The following is a 26,539-nucleotide window of genomic DNA, read 5'->3' on the forward strand; positions in this document are numbered from 1 at the left end:
GGGGGAGCCGCGCGATGGACGACGAGCAGCGGCGGCGGGGCGCCCACCGCGTGGTCGAGGTCTGGGCCGGGGACCGCGAGGGCGTGAGCTACGGCTCCGGGTACGCCGTCGCCGACGACCTGGTCCTGACCGCGCGGCACGTGCTGCGCCAGGGCCCGCCGTACCACGTACGCCTCTTCGGCGAGGCGGTGGACACCGACGCCGAAGCGGCCTGGGAGCCCGAGGGCACCCTGGACGCCGCGCTGCTGCGGGTGCCCTCCGCGCCCTGGCGGGCCGCGCCCGACCGGGGCGCCCTGCGCTGGGGCCGGGTCGCGGACAGCGGGGTGTGGGCTTGCGCGCACGGGTTCCCCAAGGCGCAGGAGCGCCCCGGCGGCGCACGCGAACCCGAGACCCTGGAAGGCCGGATCAGCCGGACGACGGGTGCGCTCGGCGGGCGCTACCACGTCGACATCACCAGCTCCCACCCGGTCTCCCTGGGCGCCGACGCCTCCGCCTGGCAGGGCATGTCGGGCGCCGTGCTCCTCGGCGCCGGGCGGGAGCTGCTCGGCGTGGTGGTCGACGACCCGGTGATGTTCGGCGGCCGCAGGCTCGAAGCGGTGACCGTGTCGCGGCTGCTCGACGAGCGGGGCTTCGCCGATCTGGTGGGGGTGTACGCGCATCACGTCGAGGACGTGCACCCCTGGCCGGACGTCCGTGAACTCGACGCGCGGGCCAGCGGGTTCCTGACCCCGGCGTACGAGGACCTGAGCCGGGCGGACGTCCCGGACTACAAGCTGCTCCAGGCCAGGCACCGGCAAGTTCCCTTCCTCGGCCGCGAGGAGCAGCTCCGCCGGCTGTGGCGCTGGTGGGCCGGGCCCGAGCAGTTCAGCGTGGCGGTGGTCACCGGGGACGCCGGGGCGGGCAAGACCCGGCTTGGCGCGGAGCTGTGCGAAGGCGTGACCGGGCACGGCTGGTCGGCGGGGTTCGCGCGCCTGCGGCAGCTGGCCGACGCCGGGTCCGCCCGGGTCGAACTCGTCTGGCCCACGCTCCTGGTGGTCGACTACCCCGACGGTCTGACCGACGACATCGGCCGTCTGATCGCCCGGTTCGCCCAGCCCGGGCGGCGCGGTGCGCCGCTGCGCCTGCTGCTGCTCGACCGCGCGCCCGACCAGGAGGCCGACCCGCGGCAGGGTGCCCTGTTCCCCGACTCCGTCACCTGGTGGGCCGACCTGAGCCGGACCACATCCGGTCTTGTGGCGCACGGCACCCGCGAGGTCGTGCGGCTCGCGGCGGGCCGCCTCGCGCCGCCGGAGCGGGTCCGGCACGCCCGGCGGGCGCTCGCGGCCTTCGGCGGCGGCACCGTGCCCGCCGTCCTGCCCGACCTGAGCGACGACGGCTACAGCAACCCCCTCAAGGTGCATCTGGCCGTGCTGCTCGCCCTGCGCGGCGAGACCTCGCCCACGGCCGCGGGCACCCTCAAGCTCTTCGTGGCGCGGGAGCGCGACCGGTGGCAGCGTCGCCTCGCCCCGCACGGCCTCCACGACCTCGGCACGGTCGCCCCGCACCACGCGGTCGTCCTCACCACCCTCACCACCCCCACCCGCGCGGAGGCGGTGGACCTGCTCACCGCGCTCGACGGCTTCGACGACGGCGACGCGCCGGCCCGGGTGCGCGTCTCGGAGTGGCTGCAGGAGCTGTTCCCCGGGCCCGGGGGCCGCCTGGCCCCGCTCGCCCCCGACCTGCTCGCCGAGCAGCTGCTCGAAGACACCGGTGACCGGCTCCCCGCCCTGGTCCTGCGCCTGTACGACCACCCCGCGCGGACCCTCGACCACACCGTCCGCCTGCTCGACGCCCTCCAGCTGGCCGCCCGCCAGGAGAGCCGCGAACAGGTGCGGGCGGCCCTGCGGGGCCTGCTCGTCGCCCGGTTGGGCCCGCTGGTCGACGAGGCCGCCGCGCAACCGCAGTCCCAGCTGCCGGGCCTCCTCGAAACCGCCGTCGAGCGCTGTGCCGCCTACGACACCGGCCTCGCCCTTGCCACGGCTGCGGCCGCCGTGCGGCACCGGCCCCCTGGGCCCGAGGGCCACCGGGCGGTGACCGCGCTGCGCCGCCGGGTCGCCGCCCTCGCGGTCGCCGGGTTCGACGCCCGCGACGACCACCTGACGGCCGCCGAACGCGCCACCCGCGTCGACCTGTTGACCGACCTCACGGCCCAGCACGCGGCGCTCGGCGAGCCCGCGGAGGCGACCCGGCACGCCGAACGGGCCTGCGCGCAGTGCGGCCCGGACGACCCGGCCGCCCGGGCCCGGGTGACCTACAACCTGGGCACCTGCCTGGCCCGCGCCGCCGACCACGTCCAGGCGCTGCCCTGGCTCGACGAAGCGGCCCGGCACTACGAGAAGCTCGCCGCCCGTGCCGCCGAGCACCGCCCCGCCTGCACCGACGCCCTGATCAACCTCGCGCTCTGCCATGCCGACGGCGGCGAGCGGGCCGAGGCCGCCCGGACGCTCGCGCGGGCCATCGAGTACGGCTCCGGCAAGCGGCTGTCGCGCGTCGCCGGGATGCGCGAACTCCTCGTCGACCTGGCCCGCAGTCTCGACGCCGAGCGCGACGCCGGGCAGGACCAGGGTGCCGGGGCCGGGGCCGGACGCGAGCCGGATCCCGACGGCGCGTCCGGAGCCGAGCGGGCCGTGGACGGCTACTGCCGCTGCGTGGGCTCCGATCCGCTCGCGCCCAAGGCGTACGAGGACGTCGTCAACCTCGAATTCGCCGTCGCGCGGACCGTCCAGGGCTTCGGCGCCCGCGCGCCCGACCGGCTCAGGAACGCCCTGGTCCCGCTCCTCGTCCCGCGCGCGGCCGCCAACCAGGCCCGCTACCAGGCGTTCGACCAGGCCGAGCACCTCAGGATCCTCGCCTCCGGCCTGGCCGGATGGGGGCGCCATGAAGAGGCGCTCGTACCGGCGGTCGAAAGCGTCGAGCTGCTGCGCCGGTTCGTCGTCCCCAAGGAGCCGGAGAACCGCTGGATGCTCGCCCGGGGCCTCGGCATCCTCGCCGACTACAGCCGCGCGGCGGGCCGGCTCGACGACGCGATCGGCCACGCACGGCAGCACGTCGAGGAGCGCCGCGCGCTCCTCCCGGAGGACTACACGGCGTACTCCCCCACCGGCGCGACCGCCCTGCACGGCGCCGTGCGGCCACCGGCCCCCGGCTCCGCGCTCGCCGCGGCCCTGGGTGACCTCGCCGACCTGCTGCACGACGCCGGCCGGTTCCAGGAGGCGGCCGAGTACGCCCGTGAGGCCCTCGCCCTCCACACCGAACTGGCCCTGCGCCACCGGGAACTGCGGCCGGACCTGGGACAGGCCGCCGCCGGGTACGGCTCGCTGCTGCTCGGCCTCGGCCGCCCCGACGAGGCCCTCGACGCGCTCGTGAGCGCCGCCGAGGTCTTCGACGAACTCGCCGCGGAGGACGGCCGGCACACCGGCCGGGCCGCGGAGGCGTTCCTCGATGTCGCCTGGGCCCAGCTCCTCCTGGGGGCGGAAGGCCCCGCCCGGTCCCTGCCCGCCGCCCGGCGGGCCGTCGACCTGCTCGACGGGGTCCCGGACGCGGAGCGCGACGCGCTGGACGAGGCGCGGGCGCTCGTGTGCCTGAGCACGGTGCTGTACTCCCTGAGCCGGGTCCAGGAGGCCGCCGGGCCGGCCCGGCAGGCCGTGGCGCTGTGCCGTGCGGCCGCCGACGGCAGCGAGGAGGCCAGGGCGGGCCTCGCCCACGGGCTCACCCTGGTCGGAGCCTGCGCCCTGCGCCTCGGCCGCCACGACGTGGGGCTCACGGCGGCCCGCGAGGCGGTCGACACGCTGGCCGAACTGCCCGGCGAGGACCCGGTCCTGGGCCTGGTGCGCGGCATGGCCCTGTCCACTCTGGCCGCCGAGCTGATCCTCTCCGGGAACCCGGCCGACGCGGAGGGCCCGGCGGCGGACGCGGTCGCCGCCGCCGACGCCCTGGCGGAGCCTGCCGGGGAGGACGTCGCCGTCGGCCTCGCCCTCAGCCGGGCGGACGCGCTGGCCTCCTTGGCGCAGAGCCGGATCTTCACCGGGCGTCCCGCCGAAGCGCTCGACCCGCTGGACCGGGCGGCCGACGACCTGCGCGCGTCCCCGGCCGACAACCCGGTCGTCCGCTCCACCCTCACCAGGATCCGGCACAGCCGTGGGCTCGCCCTCGCCGGTCTCGGACGGCCGGAGGAGGCGCTCGGCGTCCTCACGGAGGCGCTGGGTCCGCCGGAGGAGGACACCGACGTGGGCCAGTCCGTGCTGCGGGCGGAAGTCCTCACCGCGCAGGGGAGCTGCCATGTCGCGCTCGGCCGACCCGACGCGGCGGCCGAGCGCTTCGCCCTGGCGGCGCGGCTCTTCGGTGACCTGCCGCCGGAGACCGCGGCCGCCGTCGTCGTACCGCGGGCCAGAACGCTCGTCTTCCTCGCGGAAAGCCTGCTGTCCCTCGGCGATCAGCAGGGCGCGCGCGAGGCGGCGCGGGAGAGCCTGGAGCTGCCGGAAACCGGGGGCGGCGCCCCCGCGGAGACCTTCTTCCGCGGGTGCGCGCACCTGGTGCTCGCCCAGCGGGGCGCGCAGCTCGGCGAGCCGTTCGGCGACGACGCGGAGCGGGCGTCCGCGCTGCTCCGTGCCCTTCCCGAGGACGACCCCTCCGTGGCACCGGCGCTCGCCAAGGCCGTCGCCCTGCGGGCCGTGCACCTGTTCAACGCGGCCCTGCTCACCGAGAGCGAGGACGAGCAGGAGGTCCTGGACGCGTTCCGGGAAGCCCTCACGGCGGCGACGGAAGCGGCGGACCGGCAGCGCGCGTGGCCCGACGACCCGGACGCGCTCGCGAGCCTGGGCTCCGTGCTGCACATCACCGGCATCTGCCTGACCGCCCTCGACCGCCCCGCCGACGCGCTCGCCCCGCTCCGCGAGGCCACGGACGTCCTGCGCCCGTTCGCCGGCCACCCGCAGATCGCCCTCGAACTCCTCGGCGCGGTCCACCGCAAGGCCCTCTGCCACACACAGCTGGAACAGCACCCCGAAGCCCTTGAGGCGTACGCCGAGGCCGTGGCCCTCCTCGTCCCGTACGCCGAGCAGGGCCCCGCCGAGTACGTGCCGCAGCTCCTGCACGTCCTGGACGGCCAGATCCACACGCTCCGGGAACTGGGCAGGAACGACGAGGCCGAGGCGGCCCGCACTTGGGCGGACGAGTGGCGGCGGGTTCCTTTGTGACGGGCGGGTGCCCTTGTGCCTCCGCGGGGACCGTTCCGACCCATGTGGTGGGCCTGCACCCTCGGCGTGCTCGCGCTGGTCGCGCGCTTCCGTCCGCAGGACACCGGGACCCTCGTCGACCTGATCCACGCGGAAGCGCGGCACCGCTCGCAGGTCCGGGTCGGCCCCGCTCCCGCGGAGCCGCCGGAGCTGACCTTCGGGGTCGGCGGGGAGGGCGCCGCGGGTCACGCGCGGGCGCGCCCGCCGCCCTCGACTCTCGTCGGTCCGGACGATCCCTTCTCCTCGCCTTCGGCCCACAACGACCGCACATGGCCCAGGTGCCGGGTGATGCACCGCTCGGCACCCTTGGCGTCGCCGGCCAGCATCAGGTCGAGGAGTTCGATGTGCTCCTCGGCGGAGGGGAGCAGCTGGTCGCGCGCGTCGAGGCCCGCAAGGCCGTACAGACGGGAGCGCTTGCGCAGGTCGCCGACGGTCTCCACGAGCCGGTCGTTGCCGCCGATGGCGAGCAGGGAGAGGTGGAACTGCCGGTCCGCCTCCAGATAGCCGATCAGATCGTGGGCCCGCGCCGCCCGCACGATCTGCTCGGCGACGGGCCGCAGCGCCTCCAGCTCCTCGCGCGAGGCGGTGCGCGTGATGCGCCCGATCATGGGGACCTCGATGAGGAGGCGGATCTCGGTGTACTGGTCGAGGTCGCGCTCGTTGACCTCGGTGACGCGAAATCCCTTGTTGCGCACGGGTTCCACGAGCCCTTCGCGGGCGAGGTCCAGCATCGCCTCGCGCACCGGCGTGGCGGAGATGCCGAAGTCCTCGGCGAGGCCGGGCGCCGAGTAGACCTCGCCGGGCCGCAGTTCACCGGAGATCAGGGCGGCGCGCAGCGCGTGGGCGACCTGGTCGCGCAGCCGTTCTCGGGCGGTGATCAGGTTGGCGTGCTTGAGATGACCCATCTGTTCCCTCCGGTACTGCCGCGCTGCCTGACCGTACGATGTCACGTTGTTTGTGCTGGTGACAGGGCGTGGGGGCGGGTCGTGGGCCAGGACGTGCGGGCGGCGCGGCGCGGTGCGCGCGTTCGGCGGCTCGCGGATGCGGCGCGGCGGCCGCTCCGTCCGGTCTGACGGCGCATCGGATGCGCGCCGATTTCAACAACCGGGTCCAGGGCCTTCTCAAGCAATGTGACGTGTGCAATGGTACATGTCACACATTCAATTGTGTGCATGACATTAACGCGCATGACATCCGCAGGCTCAACTCCCGTTGACCCGCACGGTCCGCAACCCCCCATCGCCGTGCCCCACGCACGGCCGCCGACCGGCCGGAGGCCATCTTGATACCGATAACCCCCACGCTCAGAAGATTCGCGCCCCTGCTCATCACCGCCCTGGCCCTCTGTCTGGGGCTCGCCCTGCTCGCCCCCACGGGGCAGGCGAGCGGCGCCGAGGCCAAGGCGCCGACGCCGCGGCCCGGCGTCGCCCCGCAGCCCTCGACCCCCACCGCGGTCGCCGCCGAACGCGCCCCCGACGCAGGGCGCGTGGACGATCCGACCGTGCACGTGTCGCAGCGCCCGCCGCTGCGCGCCCGCGCGGACGCCGCCCAGCGCAAGCGGATCGCCGCCCTGGCGAAGCCCGGGAGCGCGGCGGCCTGCAACGTCGGCGACTTCGCATCGAAGACCGGCGCCGCCCTCGTCGAGCAGATCAAGAAGTCGGACAAGGCGTGTCTCTACACGTTCTTCAGCCAGTCAGGCACGAACGCCAAGGGGCTGTTCCGCGAGGAGCAGATGGTGACCGTGGCGAACGCGCTGCGCGCCACCGCCGCCAACTACCCCGGTGACAACAGCACTTCGGTCCTCCAACTGGTCCTGTACCTGCGTGCCGGTTACTACGTGCAGTACGGCCACCCCGACGACGTGGGCTCGTACGGCCCCGCGCTGAAGAGCGCCGCCCAGGGCGGCCTCGACGCCTTCTTCGCCGCTTCCCGCGCCTTCGACGTGAACGACACCAACGGCGAGATCCTCGCCGAGTCGGTCACGCTGATCGACAGCTCGGGCACGAACGCCCGCTATCTGCGCATCGTCAAGAAGCTCCTCACCTCCTACAACTCCTCGTACGACCGCTTCTACTGGATGCGCGCGGCGGTCAACAACACCTACACCGTGCTGTTCCGCGGCCACTACCTGCCGGAGTTCGTGTCCGCGGTGCAGGCCGACACCAGCGTGCTGACCGTCCTGCGTGACTTCGCCGTCGCGCACGCCGATCTGCTCGGCACCGACAAGGCCTATCTGACGGCCAACGCGGGCCGCGAGCTGGGCCGCTTCCTCCAGCACCCGGCGCTCAACCCCACCGTCCGCCCCCTGGCCAAGCAACTGCTCGACCGCAGCTCCATCACCGGCCGCACCGCCGCCCTGTGGGTCGGCGTGGCCGAGATGACGGACGCGTTCGACAAGGCCAACTGCTCCTTCTACGGCACCTGCGACCTGCAGAACCGGGTCCGCGACGCCGTCCTCAAGACCAAGCACACCTGCAGCCCGAGCCTGCGGATCGTCGCCCAGGAGCTGACCGCCGCGCAGCTGTCGGCCGCCTGCTCCAGCCTGGCCAAGCAGGACGCCTACTTCCACGGCGTGGTCAAGGACAACGGGCCGGTCGCCAACGACCGCAACACCACCCTCGAAGTGGTCGCGTTCAACTCCTCCGCCGACTACGGCACCTACGCGGGCATCGTCTACGGCATCGACACCAACAACGGCGGCATGTACCTGGAGGGCGACCCGGCCAAGGCCGGCAACCTGCCGCGCTTCATCGCCTACGAGGCCGCCGACTCCCAGATCTGGAACCTCAACCACGAGTACACGCACTACCTCGACGGCCGGTTCAACATGTACGGCGACTTCGCGGCGGGCCAGACCACGCCGACCGTGATGTGGGTGGAGGGCTTCGCCGAGTACATCTCCTACTCGTACCGCAAGGTTCCCTATGACAACGCGATCGCGGAGGCCGGCAAGAACACGTACAGGCTGAGCACGCTCTTCGACACCACCTACGACAACGCCGACACCACCCGCATCTACCCGTGGGGCTACCTCGCGGTCCGCTACCTGCTCCAGAAGCATCCGCAGGACGTGACCACGCTCCTCGGCCACTACCGCACGGGCAACTGGAAGGCCGCCCGCACCCTGCTCACCAGCACCATCGGCACCCGGTACGACGCCGACTTCGCCGACTGGCTGCGCAAGTGCCACGCCGGTGACTGCGGCACCGTGCCGAGCGCGGCGCGGTGACCGGGAACCCGACCTGAGCCACCACCCCCCACCGGCCCTCCTCAGCCGTACCGGCTGAGGAGGGTCTCGACGTAGTCCTCAAGGCGCTGGGTGAGCACGGCGGGCGTCAGGTCGTGCCGCCCCAGCTCCCGCCAGGGCCCGGCGACCTTCTCCGCGTCCGGCGCGAAGGCGAGGGCGTCGAGGAGCCGCCAGTACAGGTGGGCCGCCGGGTCGTCGCTGAGGGTGCCGCCGGCCTCCCTGTACCGCTCCGCCAGGCGCAGGCCGGCGTCCACCCCGTGCAGGAGCGCCAGGGCGGTGGAGCAGTGGGCCACGTCCAGGTCGGCGGGGCCCCAGGACGTCTCCACCCAGTCCACGACGCCGCTGATCGTCAGGTCGGTGCCGTGGCCGGTGAAGAGGACGTTCCCCGGGTGGAAGTCGCGGTGCAGAAAGCACGGGCGGTGGGCGGGAGGCGGTCGGCGGATCACGTCGACGGCGCGCCGCCACAGGTCGGGCCGTGCCGTGCCGTCGGGAGTCCGCACGCGTTCGGGGCTGGTCCACGCCTCGTACGGGCGCGGGCGGGCGTGGGCCGGGACACGGATCGCGTGGATGGCGACCAGTTGCTCGGCGAGGAGTGCGGTCCTGCGCTCGACGGCGGAGTCGTCGTCAACGCGTACGGTCCCCGGCAGCAGCGACATCACGAGCGACGGGTGGTCGCACCGCGCGGCGGCCGCGTCGACCGCGTGGAGCCGGGCCGCGGGCACGCTCGTGTCCGCGAGCAGGCCAAGGACGTCCGCCTCGCGGGTCAGCAGGCCCGGCGCGTGCCGTACGAAGAAGGGCTTGACGAAGGACCGCAGGACGAGCGCGTACGACCCGTCCCGGCCCTCGACGTCGAGGCGGCGCATCCGTGAGGTCCAGCCGCCCCGCAGGTCCGTGCTGTTCCGTATGCGGTCCCCGGGCGGCAGGCTCCGCTCCACCCATGTGCGGGTGTTGGCCCAGCTCTGTTCCTCGGTCCCGGTGTCCGCTGTCGCCGTACTCTCGCTGTTCGCCACGGGGCGAGCCTAACGATCACCGCGGAGCCGCCCCGGGTGACCGGCACGGCTCGACGGCGAGCCGCACCCCCGGGCCGACGAGCACCGCCGTAAGAGGAACGCATCCTTCCTTCTCACCGTCCTCTCTGCCGTGAAGACCGCAACGCTCCGAGCAGCACTCCCCACGGCCACCGCCGCCACTGCCACCGCCTTCGCCCTGGCTCTGACCCTGGCCTGCGGCACCGCCGCCCAGGCCGCGGCCCCGCAGCAGGCCGCCGGCCGGGCCGCGCCGGACTCGGCCTCCCTGACCAGCTATCGGCTCGCCCCCGGGCTCCTGAAGATCACCGGTGGCAGGACGGCGGGGAACCCGACGCAGGTCCACGGCGTGCTCGGCATGCCCAAGGGCAAGGGCCCGCACCCGGTCGTCGTCGTGGTGCACGGCACGCATCCCAACTGCGTGACCGCCGGGAAGGCCGACGCTGTCGCCCGCAAGCCCGTCACGACGCACTGGCCGCTGGTCTGCGCGAAGCCCGGTGTGCCGGAGCGTGGGCTCGGGCCGGACTACCTCCGTCACGACGTGGGGCTCTCGCACCTCGTGCAGGCGCTCACGCGCAAGGGGTTCGTGGCCGTGTCCATCGACGTCGTCTCACCGGAGATCTGGTGGGGCGGCGAGACCGACCCCACCAAGGGCTACACGGATCTCGTCAGCGCGCATCTGCGACTGCTCGCCGACCTCAACAAGGGCGTCGACCACGGCCTGCGGATCCCCGGCGTCAAGGGGCGGATCGACACCTCGCGTGTGGGCCTTGTCGGGCACAGCCGGGGCGGCGGCTACGTGCTGTCGCCCAAGGCGGCCAAGCGCGCCGGGCTCTTCGGCGCCGTGGCCATCGAGCCCGCCGAGAACGCCGAGCCCGCGCCGCACAAGGTTCCGGTCCTCAACATCCGTGGCGCGTGCGACGAGGACGTACAGCCGGACGCCGGCCGCGCCACGATGAAGGCCCTCGCCAAGTCGGGCTCGACGAAGGTCGCCGCGGACGTCCTCCTGGCCGGCACCGGCCACCGGATGATCAACACCAACCTCGCCCCCACCGACAAGGGCGGCGGCATCGGCCCCTGCCGACCCGCGAAGGTCGCCGCACCGGCCGCGGCCCGCGCCCAGACCGCGCAGCTCACCGCGTCCTTCCTGTCCCAGGCCCTGCGCAAGGCCACCGCGTACCGCCTCCCCGCCCTCGACGGGCCCACCCCCAAGGGCGGCAACCTCCGCAAGGGCGGCCCGGCCGTCACCTTCCGTCCCGCACGCCAGGAGGCGTTCACCGATCCCCGCACCATCCGCGAGGTGTCGTCGGCCCAGCGGCTGCTGCCCGCCATCCCGAAGAGCCTGAAGGTCAACAAGCGCCCGGACGACGGAATCTGACCGAGCCGACCAGCGCTGCCGCGCCCGGCACGGTTCACGCGGCAGCGCGATCTCGGCTCCGTGGTGCGGCGGTTCCTGGTCGACCCACCACGTCGCCGCTGACGGCGTGGTCCTCCCGCGTCGGCGTGCGGCTGCCCGCCGCGTGGTCGGTGCGCAGGCCAGCATTTCGATGAGGGCTCAGGCGCCACGCGAGCCTGGTGAAGGGCGGGGCGCCGGATGCGGGCAGGGCGCGGCGTCGCGGCCCCGCTCCCCGGCCCTCGCCAGGTGCGTCGCCGCGCCCCCGGCCCGTCGGTACGCCGCCGGACCGACCGGAAGTCGGTCACCGGCTCCCAGAAGTACTCCTCGTCGGTCATCGGTCCGACCGCGGTGTCCGTCCCGTCGCCGCTGTCCATGACCAGTCCCGCCAAGCGGCCGGTGAGGCGCTCGCGCACGAAGTCGAACTGCTTGAGCAACGGGACCAGACGAGGCAGGGTCACATGGCACACCGGTGGTGATCGGGCCCTTCGCGGGGCGGTGTGCTGGTCCGTCACCCTGTCGCAGTCGGCGCCGCGACGCGTCCCCTTCTCTTCCGGCCCGCCCGCCGCCGTCCTCCCGCCTGCCCGCCGCCTCTTTCCGGCCCGCCCGCCGCGCGGACGCCGCGTCCTGGTGCAGCTAGGTGCACCACAGCTTGCTGCACGCGGCGCAGGTAGCGGGCCCCCTCGCAGGTGGGGCACCGTGAAGCACGTGCTTGCCGGGCGGTCGTGCGCCGTACCGCGGCTTCTCCCTCGCCCCGGAGGCCGGAGGTCCGCCCGGGTGATTCGTTGCCGACGCACAACTGCTGCGCTGAGTAGAACGAATTGAGGAACGATGCAGAGTCTTGACACGCTGGCCGAGGACCGACCCGAGTCCGTGGTCGAGCAGTTCTTACCTGGTGAGACGGGTGAGATGGATGAGACGGGTGAGATCGGTGGGCAGTACCGTGCGCACCTGGCCAGCACCCCCGGCGAACTCCTCACCGAGCTGCCCCTGACGGAGGCCGCGGCCCGCTCGGTGAACGCGGGACGCCTGATGACCCGCCACGTACTGAACGGCACCGACGACCGGCTGCTCGCCGTGGTCGGCCCGTGCTCGATCCACGACGTGAACGCCGGTCTGGCGTACGCCAAGTCCCTGGGCGAACTGGCCGCCGACCTCGCCGACGACGTGGCCGTCGTCATGCGCGTCTACGTGGAGAAGCCGCGCACCACGGTCGGCTGGACCGGCCTCCTCGCCGACCCGGCGCTCGACGGCAGCCTGGACATCGACCGGGGCCTGCGCACGGCCCGGGCCCTCATGCTGGAGATCGCCGAACTCGGCCTCGCCATCGCGACGGAGTGGCTGAGCCCGGCAGTCCCGGCGTATCTGGCGGACCTGATCTCCTGGGGAGCCATCGGCGCCCGGACGGTGGAGAGCCAGGTGCACCGGCAGCTGGCGAGCGGCCTCCCCATGCCCGTGGGCATGAAGAACGGCAGCACGGGATCGGTCGGTGTCGCCGTCGACGCCATCCGGTCCGCGGCCGCCCCGCACGCCTACCTCGGCCACGACCGGGACGGAAGGCCGGTCACGCTGCGCACGAGCGGGAACCCCGACTGCCATGTGGTGCTCCGGGGCGCGTCGGGCCGGCCCAACTACGGTGCGGAGAACGTGCGCGAGACGGCGCGGCTCCTCGCGGCGGCCGCCCTGCCGACCGGCCTGGTCATCGACGCGAGCCACGGCAACAGCGGCAAGGACCACGAGCAGCAGGCCGTGGTCGCCCGGGAGATCGCGGACCAGGTCGCGGCCGGCGACACGGACATCCGCGGCGTCATGCTGGAGGGCTTCCTGATCCCCGGACGCCAGGAACTCGGCCTCGGCGAGCCCGTGTTCGGCCAGAGCATCACCGACGCCTGCATGGGCTGGGACGCCACCGTGGACGTGCTCAAGGACCTCGCGGCCGCCACCCGCAGGCGCCGCGCCGTGACGGCCGCCGGGCGCTGAGCCCCTGCCGGACGCCGATCGCCGTCGGGGCGCCGCCCCCGGCCCTCATCACCGTATGCCCCGTACCGAGTCGCCTCGGTGCGCCCCCGTACCGAGTCGCCTCGGTGCGCCCCCGTACCGACGCGTCCCGGCACCCCCGTGCCGACTCATCACGTACGCCCGTGACGCGCCGGAAGGAACAGGAGAGCGAGCATGCTGGACATCCCCGCGCTGGGTCCGACCGGGCCCTACCGGACGCGGAACCGCACCACCGTGGCGGACGCTTCGGGCACCCCGGCCCTCGAACTGCCGTCGGTCCCTGGCCTGGTCGTCTCCCACTGGATCGACCAGCTGCGCGCAAGCGCGCCGCTCCCCGTCGCGGAGACCGCGGACGTGCTCAGGAAGGCGGCCGACGTCTTCGAGGCCCAGGAGGTCCTGGGCGACGACCTGGACGCGCATGAGCGGCGGGTTTCGGCGCTCACGGGCACTCCCGTCGCGGTCGTGCGCGAGTGCGACCGGCTCATCACCGAGACCCTGCGGGACGTGGGCCGGGCCCCGGCTTCGGCACGGCCCACGGGCTGCGCCCCGGTCGGCACCCCCGTGCGCGACGCGCCGTCGGCGGGCGCCGCGTGGTGCCGGACCGGGGACGTCTTCGCCGTGCACGCGGCGGGCAACAGCCCGGGCGTGCACGCCCTGTGGCTGGAGGCCCTCGCCCTCGGCTACCGGGTCGTCGTCCGCCCCTCCACCCGGGACCCGCTCACCCCGCTCCGCCTCGTCACCGCCCTGCGGCAGGCGGGACTGCCGACGACGCAGCTGGTCGTGGCGCCCTGCGACCACGCGACGGCGGACCTGATCATCGAGCGCGCGGACCGGGCCCTGGTGTACGGCGGTCAGGACGTCGTCGACAGGTACCGCAACCGCGCCGACGTCCGCCTCCAGGGCCCGGGCCGCTCGAAGCTGGTCGTGACCGCCGACGCGGACCGGCGCGCCGGGCTCGACCTGGCCCGCACGGGTGCCCTCTACCACGCGGGCACCGCCTGCACGGCGACCACGGGCGTCCTCGTCGAACAGGACCCGGCGGGCTTCGCCGCTGAACTCGCCGCCGCGCTGCGCGATGTGGCGCCGGCGCGGCCCCTGGACGACGAGGCGCTCCTGCCGTGCCTGCCGGAGGCCGACGCGCGGCGCCTCGTGACGGCGGTCCTGAACCGGGCGAAGGGCTCGACCGTGCACCTGCCGCCGCGGGTCGAACGGCTCGGCGGCACGGGCTCCCTGGCGACCGTGACGCCCGCGGTCGTCGAACTGGCCTCCCCGAAAGACCCCTTGCTGTCGTACGAGGTGCCCTTCCCGTGCGTATGGGTCGCCCCGTTCGAGCGCGGCGCCGTGGACGTCCTCGACGGCTCCCTGGTCCTTTCGCTGCACACCGGGGACGGGGGCCTGGTCGCGCGGGCCGCGGAGCTCACGGCGGTCGCCAACGTGTACTGGGGCAGGCCGACCTCCTGGGTCCATCCGGACGTACCGCACGACGGGTTCCTCGGGGAGTTCCTGATGCGCGCCAAGGGCCTGGCCCTTCCGGGCGAGACGCCGGACGAGATGTCGGGCGAGATGTCAGACCAGACGTCGGACGAGACAAGGAGTGGCAAGTGAAGATCAACTCCAGGAGTGACCTCGACTTCATGGAGCGGATACAGCAGGAGGTGGCCGCCCACCGCCGCGCCGCCCCCTCCGACGGCGCCTACTACGCGTCGAAGCTGGCCGACGTCTGGCACCGCGCGGAGCAGACCCCCGCCTACGCCCCGCTCGGCGCCTTCTCCACGCAGGCGTTCCTCGACCTGCCCGCGACCTCGAAGGACGACCTCAAGGCCCGTCCGCTCGACTATCTGCGAGTGCCGGTCGACGCGGGCCTGAAGTACTACCAGACCACCGGGACGACCGGGGTCCCGACGCCCACGCCGCGCACGGCCCGGGACATGATCGCCAACACCGTGTCCGTGGCCGAGGCCTGGCGCCCGCTCCTGGCCGACGGCGGTCATCGCGCCCTGATCCTGCTGCCGTCGGACATCGTGCCGGTGGCCGACCTGATGGTCGGCGTCTGCGAGTTCCTCGGCATTCCCCACGTCAAGGCCTACCCGTACACCACCGGGATCTCCGACTGGGACCGCATCGTCGGCCTGTGGGAGGTCTTCCGGCCGACCGTCCTCTTCGTGGCGCCCGGTGTGCTCCTGGAGTTCTCCCAGGTCGTCAAGAGGCGCGGCCTGATCGACCGGTTGAGCCGGTCGGTCGAGCTCCTCATGCTGCTGGGCGAGGTGAGCACCCCCGAGCTGCGGGCCATGGCGGGCCAGTGGTGGGGCGCGCGGGCCTACGACGCGAGCTACGGCAGCACCGAGAGCGGCACGCTCGCCGCATGCTGCGCGCAGGACCGGCTGCATCTGCTGCGCGGGGCCAACTACTTCGAGATCGCGGACGGGAACGGCATCGCGCCCGCCGAGGCCGGACGCGAAGGACGGCTCGTCGTCACCCCGCTCAACAACGACGCCCGCCCCCTCCTCCGCCTCGACATGGGCGACGAGGTGTCGGTGACCGACGGCTGCCCCTGCGGCGAGGACGTCCCGGTCGTGACGGTCCACGGCCGGGGCAGCGACGGGACGGAGATCAAGGGCAGCCGCGTGCGCACCCGCGACCTCGAAGGCATCGTCTACGCGGGCCGCGACGTCATGGGCTATCTGATCGAGGTCGACGAGGCCGGCACCTGGGCCAGGCTCCTGCTCGAACGCGACCCGGGCGCCGACCGCGAGGCCGAGCCCGCGAAGAACGACCTGGTCCAGCGGCGTACGGACGAGCGCTTCGGCTTCCGCTGGGACGAGGTCCGGTTCGTCAACCGGCTGCCCGCGACGACCAAGAGCGGCGGCTCCCAGAAGAGCTGGAAGCGCTCCAACTTCCGTGTCGTCGGCGAGGTGGTGCCGGCATGACGTACGACACCTTGCGCGGGTCGTCCGGGGTCGTCTCCGGGGACTCCGACCTGTGGTGCACCTACGCGGCCGTGCGGACCCTCGCCTGGCTCGACCGCGTCGGCGATCTGCCCGCGCCCGGGACCGTCGCCGGTTTCCTCGCGTCCCGGCAGAACTCCGACGGCGGCTTCGCCTGGTCGGCCGGGATGAGCTCCGACGCCTGGGCCACCTACTACTGCACCCAGGCCATGGCCGATCTGCCCGCGGGCAGCCGGGGCACGGTCGGCGGGCCGAGTTCGGCGTGGGTGTGGAGCGCCGCCCACGCGGACGGCGGCTTCGCCATGACGCCCGGTCAGGCGTCGGACGTGTGGGCCACCTACTACGCCGTACGCACCCTGGTGGAGATCTACGACGAGCGCCCGCCGGAAGGGCTGCACGACTGGCTCGCGGCGCTCCAGGCCAAGGACGGCGGCCTCGCCTGGAGCCCGGCGCACGCGAAGGACGGCGCGTCCGACGTGCGGGCCTGCTACTACGCCATCACCGCCTGGAGCGCCGCCACCGGCGGACGGGGTCCGCTGCCGTGGGACCGCGAGCGGCTCACGCGCTGGCTGACGGGCCGGCAGAGCGCGGCGGGCGGCTTCACCTTCCAGGCGGGCGACGGGACGGACTGCCTGTGGGCGACGTTCCGGGCCACCAGTGCCCTGCGCCGTCTCGGCGAGGCGCCGCGGGACCGCGAGGCGTGTGTCGCCTGGATCCGGGGCCGGCTGCTCCCTGACGGGTCGTTCACCCGGTGGCCCGGCTATCCCGTGCCGGACGTGTGGGCCGCGTTCTGCGGGGTGGGGGCGCTCAGGGAACTCGGCGCCGACCTGACGGACATCTCCGACCGCGTGGTCGAGGCGGTCCTGTCCTTCCGTACCGGGCAGGGCGGGTTCACCTATCGCGCTCCCGAGCTCGCGTCGGACGTGCTCACCACCTCCGCCCACCTGCTGGCCCGCCGCTTCTCGGACGCCGGGGAGCGGGACGCGCTGCGGTGGATGGAGAGCTGCATGATGCCGAACGAGGACGGCATCATGTATATGCCCGGGCGGGGCAGTGAGGTGCGGTGCACCCTGTGGGCCCTGTCGGCGGGGGCGTTCGAGGAGGACGCCCCGGCCCGTGCCAGGATCGCGGACTGGCTCGCCGGTGCCATCCAGAACCCCGACGGCGGCTTCGGATACTGGGAGGGCCGCGCGTCGGACATGGTGTCGACGTGCGCGGCCGCGGAGATCCTCCACCGGTCCGGCGGGCAGGCCGTCGCCGCTCCCCTGCGCGGCGTCGCCGCGTACGTGGCGACCTGCGAGACAGCGCCCGGCCAGTACGCCAACGTACCCGGCGGCAGGCCCACGCTGCGGGCCACCCTGCAGGGCCTGCGGGCGCTCGACCGGGCGGCCGGGGCCGACGGCGCGCAGGTCACGGGCGCCCACGGTCGCGACACACACGTCCGCGACGCGCTCGCCCGACACCGGGTCCGCGGCGGCGGCTTCGCGAGCGAGGGCAACCGGGTCCCCGATCTGCTCAGCACCTACGAAGCCGTCCTCGCCGCGGACGCGTTCGGCCTCGACTGGGACGCCGGTCATCTGACGAAGTTCCTGGACAGCGTGCGCACGGCGGACTCCGGGTTCGCCTGGACCCCCCTGATGCGCGCGAGCGGCGGCCCGCTCGCCGACTGCCTGGGGCGCCGCCTGGAGCTGCGCCTCGCGCCTGAACAGCACGCCCTGCCGCCGCTGGCCCTCTCGTGAAGACACGCACTCATGAAGGCAGGCACTCATGAAGGGCCGGACTCGTGAAAGGCACGGACTCGTGAAAGGCACGGAATCTTGCCGACCGTCGATGTGACCAGCACCCCGCTCACCCCCTCCGCACGGCTCAAGGCCGCGCTGCGCCTCACCCGTTGGCTGGCCACGCACGGCTCGAACGCCGCGCACGTCGTCGTCTCCTTCCGCACCGCGGAGCCCATGACGTACTTCGCCGGCGGGATGCCGCTGACGACGTACGCGGAGGGCGCGGCCGAGGACAAGCGCGCCCGGTGGGCGTCCGTCGTGTGCCATGTCCACCCCGACCGCGACCACGCGTACCGGGCGGAGCTCGCCGAGGAGATCAGGGCGGCGCTCGGCCTCGACGCGGACGCCACCCACCTGATGGTCCGGTTCGAGGCCACGCGTCCCGACCGCGTCGCGTACCTGGAGTCGGGGTCGATGACGAGCGGCGGCCCGCCACCGGCCGGCCGCAGCCAGGAGAGCGGCCCGCAGCCGGTCGCCCGCAGCCATGAGAAAGGTTCCCGCCATGCACACCACTGACCGCGCCGAGATCAGCACCCGCGTCCTGGCCGTCCTCGAGAAGCGCTTCGGCGCCGCCGCCCGCTCGCTGGCGCCGGACGCGGAGCTGACCGACGCGCTGCCGGGCTTCGACAGCCTCGCGGCACTCGAGTACGTCACCGCCGTGGAGGGCGAGTTCGGCATCGAGGTCGACTTCGTCGGCGACGACGTCCGCTACTGGTTCAGCACGCTCGACCGGACCGCCGAGTACGTGCGCGAGCGCGTCGAGGACCAGACGGCATGACGCGCACGGCGGCTCGTACGCGGGAGTCCCCGGCGGAGGGATCCGGCGAGGTGCCCTTCGACACGTCCGGCAGCACCGGGGCCGCGCGCCGCTGGTACCGCCTCCCGCGCCAGATGGAGCGCGAGGTGGAGCTGATCGGCACGCACCTCGTCGGACCCGTCGACCACGTGGTCAACTACGCCCCGCCGCGGCATCTGTTCGGCGCCCTGTTCGGCCAGTGGCTGCCGCGCCTGGCGGACGTCCGCGTCCACCAGGCGTGGGCGGACCCGTTCGCGGCCCTGCCGGTCGCCCCCGGCGAGCGGGTCCTGGTCGTGTGCGTCCCGATGGCCTGGGACCTGCTGCGCCGCTCCCTGCCCGTGCTGGAACGCGCGCGCTCGGTCGTCGCCCTGCACAGCTCGGCGGCCCCGCCGCCCAGCGCCCGCGCACTCGTCGCCCGGGCCGCACCGCTGCTGCGGGCGCACGAGATCCTGGGGTCGACGGAGACCGGGGGCATCGCCCACCGCCCGCTGGCCCCCGAGGAGAGCGGCGCGGGCCCGTGGCGGGCCTTCCCCGACGTGACCTTCATACGTGACGTACGTGACGCACGTGGCGTACGTGACGTACAGGGCGGTCGCGGTGTGAGGGACGGCCGTGACGCCGACGCACCGGCAGGGCGGACGGAGGAACTGGTCGTCCGCAGCCCGCGCCTGGCCCGGCCCGAGAGCGGGCGGCGCCCGCCCGCCCAGTGGGCCACCGGCGACCTGGTGGAGTTCACCGGCCCCGGCGCGTTCCGGCTCGTCGGGCGCAGCAGCTCCCTGATCAAGGTGAACGGGATCAAGCTGCATCTCACCCGGGTCGACGAGCGGCTCACCACCCGCCTGCCGCACGCCGAGTGCGTCGCCCTTCCCCTGCCCGCCGACCCGCTCACCGGAGAGGGCTACGCGGTCTTCTGGGCCGGCCGCGGCAGCGGAGTGGGCCTGGCCGACGTCCGGGCGGCGCTGCGGGACTTCCCGAGCCCGTCGCGGACGGTGGAGCTGGCCGCCATCCCGCGGACCGCCACCGGCAAGCCCGACCGGGCAGCCCTTCTGACCGCTCTGACCTCTCTGACTGCTCTGACCTCTCTGACTGCTCCGAGGAACTGATGGTGTCCAGGTTGATCGTGGTGACCGGCGCGAGCGCCGGCATCGGCAAGGCCACGGCGGAGCGGTTCGCCGCGAACGGGGACAGGGTGCTGCTCGTCGCCCGCGGGAAGGACCGGCTCGCCCGGGCTGTTGAGGAGATCCGCGCGGGCGTGCCGGGAGCGGACGTCGAGCCGCTCGCCCTCGACATGGCCGACGCCGGTGCGGCGGAGCTCCTGACGGACCACGTCAGGTCGACCGGGCTCCCCGTCAGCGGCCTGGTGTGCTGTGCGGGCTCGGTCCCGCCGCCCGGAGGCCAGGACCTCACCTCGGTCCTGACGGAGTGGCAGGACGCGTACCGGTCGAACGTCCTGACCGCGGTCGTCGCCGTGGAGGGCCTGGTCCCGCTCATGGCCGACGGCGGCAGCATCGTGCTCCACAGCTCCATCGCCGCCTACCGGGGGTCGTCCGGTGGGACGGGCGGGTACGGCGCCGCGAAGGCGGCCCTCCACGCGTACGTCCACGCCCTGGCGGCGCGCCTCGGCCCGCGCGGCATCAGCGCCAACGCGATCGCGCCGGGCTATATCGCGGGCACCGACCTGTTCGGCGACACCATGTCCGCCGCTCGGGAGGCCCTGCTCGTCCGGCAGACCGCCCTGCGCCGCGCGGGCGACCCGGCGGACGTCGCGGAGCTCGCCCTCTACCTGTGCTCGGGGCCGGGTGGCTATGTCACCTCGCAGATCCTCCAGATCAACGGCGGCTCGTACCACGGCGTCTGACGACGTCCGCCCCTCCGCCCCCTCTTCCCTTCCCCGCCTCCCCCGATCGAGAAAGAACGGTGACACGCCATGAACGCCCGCGAACAGGCCGACGCGCACGTCCGAGCCATGATGCGCTGGCACTTCGACCCGGCCACGGGCTCCCGCTACTGGCTTGACCGGCGCGACCGGCTCGGCTTCGACCCGGTCGACGAGGTGCGGTGCGTCGACGACCTCCTGAAGTTCCCCAACCTGGTGGACGAGCTCCGGGACGTGCCGGTCGAGGACCTGATCCCGCGCGGCCTGGACGCGACGGAGAAGGTGTTCGCCGTGTACGAGAGCGGCGGCACCACGGGCGCCCCCAAGCGCTTCGTGATGTTCGAGAACTGGTTCGACCAGTACATGGCGTGGGAGAACTCCCACTACACCGACGACGGCCAGGGACACGCCCTGGCCGTGGCGCCCAGCGGCCCCCACATGCTCGGCGAGTACTCGAACCGGCTCGCGCGGGCCAGGGGCGGCATCCGGTTCTCCGTGGACCTGGACCCGCGCTGGGTGAAGCGGCTCATCGCCGCCGGTGACACCGCCGGTGCCGGCGCCTATGTCGAGCACCTCGTCGACCAGGCCGAACTGGTCCTGCAGTCACAGGACATCGCGTTCCTCATCACGACGCCGCCGCTCCTGGCCAAGCTCGCCGACCGGCCGTCGGTCCGCGCGCTGATCCAGGAGAAGGTGCGCCTGGTGATCTGGACCGGGGCGCACATGGACCCCGACACCCTGGACTACCTGGCCACGGAGTTCTTCCCCAAGACGCGGTTCCGGGGCTCGTACGGCAGCACGTCGGTCCTCAGCGGCACGGTCCAGCGCGCGGACGCCGACGCGACGGGCGACGCGGTCTTCGACTCGTACGCCCCCTACGTCTTCTACCGCGTGGTCGACCCCGCGTCCGGTCAGCCGGTCGCGTTCGGGTCGGAAGGGGCCGTGGTCATGAACTACCTCACCAAGTACGGCCTCGTGCCCAACAGCCTCGAACGCGACCTGGCCACGCGCGTGCCCAGCCCCACGGGCGTCGGCGACTCCCTGCGGAACATCCATCCCGTCGCCGAGGTGGACGGCCAGAAGATGATCGAAGGCGTCTACTGACCCATGTCCGCCGCCTCGCATCTCGAACTCGAACTCGAACTCGACGGAACCGGCCTCTCGCCCCGCGCGGTCGCCGCGGCCGCGCGCCGCGACGGCCACGCCACCCGGGTGACGCTCGGCCCCGCCGCCGTCAAACAAATGCACGCCTCCGTGGACCTCAAGGAGACGCTGCTCGCCCAGGAAGTTCCCATCTACGCCGTGACCACGGGCTTCGGCGACAGCTGCGTCCGGCAGATCTCGCCGGACAAGGCACACGCGCTCCAGCGCAACCTGGTGCTCTACCACCTGAACGGCGTGGGCCCGGCCGCCGTGCCGGCGGTCGCCAGGGCCACCATGCTCATCCGGGCCAACGCGCTGGCCAAGGGGGTCTCGGCGATCCGGCCGGAGGCGGTGTCGACGCTCCTTGAGTGCCTGGGCCGGGACATCCTGCCGTTGATCCCCGAGCGCGGTTCGCTCGGCGCAAGCGGCGATCTGGTGCCGCTGTGCTATCTGGCGGCGGCGCTGATCGGCGAGGGGCAGGTGCTGCACCGCGGCCGCGTGCGCCCGGCGCGCGACGCCCTGCGCGACGAGGGCATCGAGCCGCTGCGGCTCGCGCCCAAGGAGGGCATCGCGCTGATCAACGGCACCTCCTTCGCGGCCGCGTACGCGGTCCTCGCCGCGTGGGACGCGCGGGAGCTGGCCTTCGTCGCCGAGCTCGCGACGGCCATGACGCTGGAGGCGCTGCAGGGCAACGCGTCCGCCCTGCACCCCTTCGTCCACGCGCACAAACAGCACCCCGGCCAGGTCGCCTCCGCGCGGACCATCCGGACGCTGCTGACGGGGTCGCGGCTCGCCACGTCCTTCGACGACATCCTGGTGCGCCGCGAGAAGCTGGCCGGGCGGAGCTACCTCCAGCTGAACGAGCGGATCCAGGACAAGTACTCGGTGCGCTGCGCCCCGCAGATCGTCGGCATCGTCCACGACACGCTCGACTGGACGGAGCGCTGGCTCACCACCGAGATCAACTCCGCCACCGACAACCCCCTGTTCGACGTCGACGCGTCCGGGCTCCACCTCGGCGGGAACTTCTACGCGGGCCATGTCGGGCAGTCCATGGACAGCCTGAAGACCGCGGTGGCGGGCCTTGCCAATCTGCTCGACCGTCAGCTGGCGCTCGTCGTGGACGAGAAGTTCAACGAGGGCCTGCCGCCCAATCTGGTCGTCGGGCGCCGCCCCGACGACCCCGAGGCGGGCCTGCACCACGGGTTCAAGGGGATGCAGATCGCGGCATCCGCCGTCACCGCCGAAGCCCTCAAACAGACCGGTCCTGTCTCGGTGTTCTCGCGCTCCACGGAGGCGCACAACCAGGACATCGTCAGCATGGGCACCATCTCGGCCCGTGACGCGCGCACCGTCAACGGCCTGGTGCGCGAGGTGGCGGCCATCCATCTGCTGGCTCTCGCCCAGGCGATCGAGCTGCGGGGCGTCGACCTCGCGGCACCCGCCGTCCAGGCCGTGCACGGGCTCATCCGGGAGCACAGCGCGTTCGTCAGCCGTGACCGGCGCCTCGACCAGGACATCGAAGCGGTGACCGGCCTCATCGAGACGGGTGCGCTGCGGCGCGCCGCGGGGCTCGGTGACGAGGACTTCGCCGCGGGCCGGGACCTGGCCCCCACCACCACAGCAACAGCGTCGCGATGAGCGTGTCGCGCCGCGGATCCAAGGAGGTTCACCCCATGTCCGACAGGAACATGCCCGACAGGAACATGTCCGACAGCACCACGCCCGCCCAGAAGGCACCCGGCAGGAAGCTCCCCGGCAGGAAGGCGTGCGCCGTGCTCGGTGTCGCCGCGAGCGGGCTGCTCGCCCTCGGCATCTCCGCCGTGGTCGCCGCGCCCGCGCAGGCCACGTCCGACGAGGTCATCGACCTGGCCGTGGGCAACAACGGGGTCGTGCACACCGATGTCGGCGCCCCCGGGCTCAGCGTCGGTGACGAGTTCGTGTACGCGGACAAGCTGTCCCAGGGCGGTCGGCAGATCGGCAAGGACGGCAGTTCCTGCCAGGTGACGGAGCTGGAGGGCGCAAAGATCACCACCAGCTGCGTGCTGTCGATCCAGCTGCCGAAGGGTCAGATCACCGCGCAGTCCCTGTGGGTGAAGGGCAGCGACACGGTGCGGATGGCCGTCACCGGCGGCACCGGCGCCTACCGCGGCGCCACCGGCGAGGTGACGTGCAACGACATCCAGACCCCGAAGGAGACGTACCACATCTCGCTGGACAGGTGAGCGAGCACGCGGGACACACGGAAAGAGGATCACCATGCCCAGCACTCTCGCCCTGTCGCTGCCCGCGAAGGGGGCGCCGTTCGCCCTGACCACCATCGAGCGGCGGGCCCTGCGCGCCGACGACGTCCGGATCGACATCGCGTACACCGGAATCTGCCACACCGACCTGCACGTCGGCCATGACGACTGGGGCGGGACGTCCTTCCCCCTCGTCCCCGGTCACGAGATCACCGGGGTGGTCGCCGAAGTCGGCGACGCCGTCACCGGGTTCGCCGTCGGGGACCGGGTGGGCGTGGGCTTCATCGTCAACTCCTGCGGACAGTGCGCCCCTTGTGCGGCGGGCGAGGAGCAGTACTGCGTCGAGGGGTTCGTCAAGACGTACTCCGCCCGTGACCATGACGGGACGGTGACGCTGGGCGGCTACAGCCGGTCCATCGTCGTCGCGGAGCGGTTCGTCCTGCGTGTCCCCGACGCGCTCGCGCTCGACAGCGCGGCCCCGCTGCTGTGCGCGGGCGTCACCGTCTACTCACCCCTGCGCAAGTGGCAGGCGGGGCCCGGCGTGCGCGTCGGCGTGCTCGGCATGGGCGGGCTCGGGCACCTCGGCGTGAAGATCGCCGCGGCCATGGGTGCCGAGGTCACCGTCCTCGGCCGGTCCCCCGGCAAGAGGGCCGACGCCCTGCGCTTCGGTGCCGGACGCTTCGTGGACACCCGGGACCAGGCGGAACTCGCCGGTCTCGCCGGTCACTTCGACCTGCTCCTCGCCACGGTCCCTGCCCTCCTCGACGTGGACGCCCATCTGGGCCTGCTCGGTCTGGACGGCGCCCTCGTGCATGTGAGCGCGCCGGGTGAGCCCGTCGCCTCGTACAACGTGTTCTCCCTGTTGACCGCCCGCCGCAGCATCGCCGGGTCCTCCATCGGGGGCATCCGGGAGACCCAGGACATGCTCGACTTCTGCGCGCGGCACGCCATCGCGCCGGAGATCGAGAGGATCCCCGCGGAGCGGGTCCCCGAGGCCTGGGAGAACCTGTCGGGCGTCCGCTACCGCTACGTCATCGACATCGCCACGCTCGGCGAGCGCTGACCACTGACCGCCGGCCACTGACCGCTGACCGCGCCGCGGCCGGTCGGGCGGCCCCCGCCCCGCGCATCCGCACTTCCCCACTCTGGACACAGCAGTAACGGAGGCACATGCCATGTCAGTCCAGCGCGTTCCCGTGCTCGTCGTCGGCGGCGCCTACACCGGGCTCACCACGGCGTTGAGCCTCGCCGCACGCGGTGTGCGCCCTCTCGTGGTGGAACGACGGCCCACCGTCTCCACGCTGCCGAAGGCGTGGGGGCTCAACACCCGCTCCCAGGAGCTGCTCAACACCCTGCCCGGTGTGGCGCGGCGGATCCGCACCGCCCTCGCGGACACGCAGTGGCCCCGCATCAGCCACGGCACCTCCCTGTCCGACCCAGGACGGCGCTTCCTCGACCCGCTGGCCGGGCTGCCCGACCCGGGAGAGCTCTCGTCGGTGCCGCCGCTGGCCTGGATATCCCAGGCCCAGGTCGAGGACATCCTGCGGACGAGCGCCGAGGAGGCCGGCGCGGACGTGCGCCTCGGCACCGAGCTGGTCTCCTTCGTCCAGGACGACGAGAAGGTCACCGCGACGCTGCGGGAGGTGGCCACCGGCAGCACGTACGTGGTCGAGGCGGACTACATGGTGGCGGCCGACGGGAACACGAGCCCGATCCGCGACCGGCTCGGCATCGCCGTCGAGGGCAGCGGAACCATCGGCCACATGTACATCCTCACCTTCGAGGCCGATCTGACGCGGTACGTGGAGAAGGGCGCGGTCGAGGTCATCGGGATGCCCGGCAGCGGGTCCAGCTTCATCCTGGACGGCTCCGAGCGGCACACCCTGTGGGTCGACTACTTCCCCGAACGGGGCGAGACGCCGGAGGACTTCACCGAGGCGCGCTGCCTGGAGCGGATCCGCCGCGCGATCGACGACCCCGGGATCGACGTCACCTTCGTCAACGCCCGCTTCTTCCCCATCAACCACAAGCTGGCCGAGCGGTTCCGCGAGGGCCGGGTCTTCCTTGCGGGCGACGCCGCGCACGCGTGCCCGCCCAACGGCGGGCAGGGCGGCAACCTCGCCATCCAGGACGCCTACGACCTGTCCTGGCGGCTCGCGCTCGTCCTCACCGGCCAGGCGGGCCCCGGCCTGCTCGACACGTACGAGACCGAGCGGCGGCCCATGGTCACCATCACGCTGGAGCGCGAGGTCGAACTGGCGAAGATCTCCGAGGGCCGGGTGCCCGCCAGCTACAACCCGTCCGACCCCGACGCCCCGATCCCCATGCCCAAGGAGTATCTGGGCTTCCGGTACCACTCCGCCGCGGTCCGCACCGAGGCCGACGACGACGGCAGCCTCCAGGAGGATCCGTGGCACCCCACCGGGCGCCCCGGGGGACGGGCGCCGCACGTCGTCCTCACCGACGGCCCGCGGGAGTTCTCCACCCACGACCTGTTCGGCCGCGGTTTCGTGCTCCTCGCCGGGGACGAGGCCGCGTCGTGGGTGGCCGCCGCCGAGAAGGTCGCGCGCGCTCTCGGGGTCACGCTCGCCACGCACCGGCTCGGCGACCGCTTCACCGACAGGGACAACGCCTGGTGCGCACGCTACGGGGTGGCGCCGACCGGTGCCGCCCTCGTCCGCCCCGATGCCGTCGTGGCCTGGCGCGGCAAGGACGCCGCCGACGATCCGGAGGGTGAGCTCACGGCGGCGCTCACCGCGATCCTCGGGCGCTGACCGGAGCGTTGGGGCCCCCCCCCCGCGACACCGGGGGGGCGGCGC

At 73.4% G+C, this 26,539-nt stretch carries 18 protein-coding genes; 16 read left to right on the forward strand and 2 right to left on the reverse strand.

Translation table 11 applies throughout. The features are described from left to right. The first annotated feature begins 14 nt into the window (after window positions 1-14). Window positions 15-5,234, forward strand: a complete 5,220-nt coding sequence (locus ACFWZ5_RS09740) for a trypsin-like peptidase domain-containing protein (protein WP_384788218.1) — start codon at window positions 15-17, stop codon at window positions 5,232-5,234. Between the two features lie 224 nt (window positions 5,235-5,458). Here ACFWZ5_RS09740 and ACFWZ5_RS09745 read toward each other — a convergent pair whose 3' ends face one another. Continuing rightward, the gene (locus ACFWZ5_RS09745) at window positions 5,459-6,178 is read right to left on the reverse strand and encodes a GntR family transcriptional regulator (RefSeq protein ID WP_384788215.1); all 720 of its coding nucleotides are present in this window, start codon (window positions 6,176-6,178) and stop codon (window positions 5,459-5,461) included. A gap of 386 nt (window positions 6,179-6,564) precedes the next feature. Here ACFWZ5_RS09745 and ACFWZ5_RS09750 point away from each other — a divergent pair, with 386 nt between their 5' ends. Next, complete coding sequence (locus ACFWZ5_RS09750) at window positions 6,565-8,502, forward strand: collagenase (protein ID WP_384788241.1); 1,938 nt, start codon at window positions 6,565-6,567, stop codon at window positions 8,500-8,502. A 41-nt stretch (window positions 8,503-8,543) separates the two neighbouring features. Here ACFWZ5_RS09750 and ACFWZ5_RS09755 read toward each other — a convergent pair whose 3' ends face one another. Further along, window positions 8,544-9,530: a phosphotransferase family protein gene (locus tag ACFWZ5_RS09755; RefSeq protein WP_384788212.1), complete on the reverse strand. Its 987-nt coding sequence runs from the start codon at window positions 9,528-9,530 to the stop codon at window positions 8,544-8,546. A 130-nt stretch (window positions 9,531-9,660) separates the two neighbouring features. Between ACFWZ5_RS09755 and ACFWZ5_RS09760 the strand changes: the two genes are divergently transcribed. The 14 genes from ACFWZ5_RS09760 to ACFWZ5_RS09825 all read left to right on the forward strand — a co-directional run bounded on the left by ACFWZ5_RS09760 (window position 9,661) and on the right by ACFWZ5_RS09825 (window position 26,494). Beyond that, window positions 9,661-10,923: a dienelactone hydrolase family protein gene (locus tag ACFWZ5_RS09760; protein ID WP_384788209.1), complete on the forward strand. Its 1,263-nt coding sequence runs from the start codon at window positions 9,661-9,663 to the stop codon at window positions 10,921-10,923. A gap of 846 nt (window positions 10,924-11,769) precedes the next feature. Continuing rightward, entirely contained in the window at window positions 11,770-12,918 is a 1,149-nt protein-coding gene (locus tag ACFWZ5_RS09765; protein ID WP_384788206.1) for a 3-deoxy-7-phosphoheptulonate synthase, read from the forward strand. Between the two features lie 192 nt (window positions 12,919-13,110). Further along, a complete protein-coding gene (locus ACFWZ5_RS09770; protein ID WP_384788203.1) occupies window positions 13,111-14,541 on the forward strand; it encodes an aldehyde dehydrogenase family protein in 1,431 nt (476 codons plus the stop codon). Further along, complete coding sequence (locus ACFWZ5_RS09775) at window positions 14,538-15,863, forward strand: phenylacetate--CoA ligase family protein (RefSeq protein ID WP_384788200.1); 1,326 nt, start codon at window positions 14,538-14,540, stop codon at window positions 15,861-15,863. Before ACFWZ5_RS09770 ends, ACFWZ5_RS09775 begins: the two co-directional genes overlap by 4 nt. Further along, window positions 15,860-17,620, forward strand: a complete 1,761-nt coding sequence (locus ACFWZ5_RS09780) for a prenyltransferase/squalene oxidase repeat-containing protein (protein WP_384788197.1) — start codon at window positions 15,860-15,862, stop codon at window positions 17,618-17,620. The genes ACFWZ5_RS09775 and ACFWZ5_RS09780 overlap by 4 nt, the downstream gene beginning before the upstream one ends. Window positions 17,621-17,698: 78 nt before the next feature. Next, window positions 17,699-18,178: a hypothetical protein gene (locus tag ACFWZ5_RS09785; protein ID WP_384788194.1), complete on the forward strand. Its 480-nt coding sequence runs from the start codon at window positions 17,699-17,701 to the stop codon at window positions 18,176-18,178. Then, the gene (locus tag ACFWZ5_RS09790; RefSeq protein WP_384788191.1) at window positions 18,165-18,440 is read left to right on the forward strand and encodes an acyl carrier protein; all 276 of its coding nucleotides are present in this window, start codon (window positions 18,165-18,167) and stop codon (window positions 18,438-18,440) included. Before ACFWZ5_RS09785 ends, ACFWZ5_RS09790 begins: the two co-directional genes overlap by 14 nt. Further along, window positions 18,437-19,561, forward strand: coding sequence for an acyl-CoA synthetase (locus ACFWZ5_RS09795; protein ID WP_384788188.1), 1,125 nt, complete (start codon window positions 18,437-18,439; stop codon window positions 19,559-19,561). The genes ACFWZ5_RS09790 and ACFWZ5_RS09795 overlap by 4 nt, the downstream gene beginning before the upstream one ends. Then, window positions 19,561-20,316, forward strand: a complete 756-nt coding sequence (locus tag ACFWZ5_RS09800; protein WP_384890587.1) for an SDR family NAD(P)-dependent oxidoreductase — start codon at window positions 19,561-19,563, stop codon at window positions 20,314-20,316. Before ACFWZ5_RS09795 ends, ACFWZ5_RS09800 begins: the two co-directional genes overlap by 1 nt. Before the next feature lie 69 nt (window positions 20,317-20,385). Then, on the forward strand, window positions 20,386-21,438 hold the full coding sequence (locus tag ACFWZ5_RS09805; RefSeq protein ID WP_384788182.1) for a phenazine antibiotic biosynthesis protein: 1,053 nt from the start codon (window positions 20,386-20,388) through the stop codon (window positions 21,436-21,438). Window positions 21,439-21,441: 3 nt separating this feature from the next. Then, window positions 21,442-23,118 (forward strand): aromatic amino acid lyase, encoded by a 1,677-nt coding sequence (locus ACFWZ5_RS09810; RefSeq protein WP_384788179.1) that lies wholly within the window; start codon window positions 21,442-21,444, stop codon window positions 23,116-23,118. Window positions 23,119-23,153: 35 nt separating this feature from the next. Beyond that, window positions 23,154-23,702, forward strand: coding sequence for a hypothetical protein (locus tag ACFWZ5_RS09815; RefSeq protein ID WP_384788177.1), 549 nt, complete (start codon window positions 23,154-23,156; stop codon window positions 23,700-23,702). 34 nt (window positions 23,703-23,736) lie between these two features. After that, complete coding sequence (locus tag ACFWZ5_RS09820) at window positions 23,737-24,783, forward strand: NAD(P)-dependent alcohol dehydrogenase (RefSeq protein ID WP_384788174.1); 1,047 nt, start codon at window positions 23,737-23,739, stop codon at window positions 24,781-24,783. A gap of 112 nt (window positions 24,784-24,895) precedes the next feature. Then, window positions 24,896-26,494, forward strand: coding sequence for an FAD-dependent monooxygenase (locus ACFWZ5_RS09825; protein ID WP_384788171.1), 1,599 nt, complete (start codon window positions 24,896-24,898; stop codon window positions 26,492-26,494). The last annotated feature ends 45 nt before the right edge of the window (window positions 26,495-26,539 follow it).

It is taken from the genome of Streptomyces sp. NPDC059003, from assembly GCF_042740445.1.
Classification (GTDB): domain Bacteria; phylum Actinomycetota; class Actinomycetes; order Streptomycetales; family Streptomycetaceae; genus Streptomyces.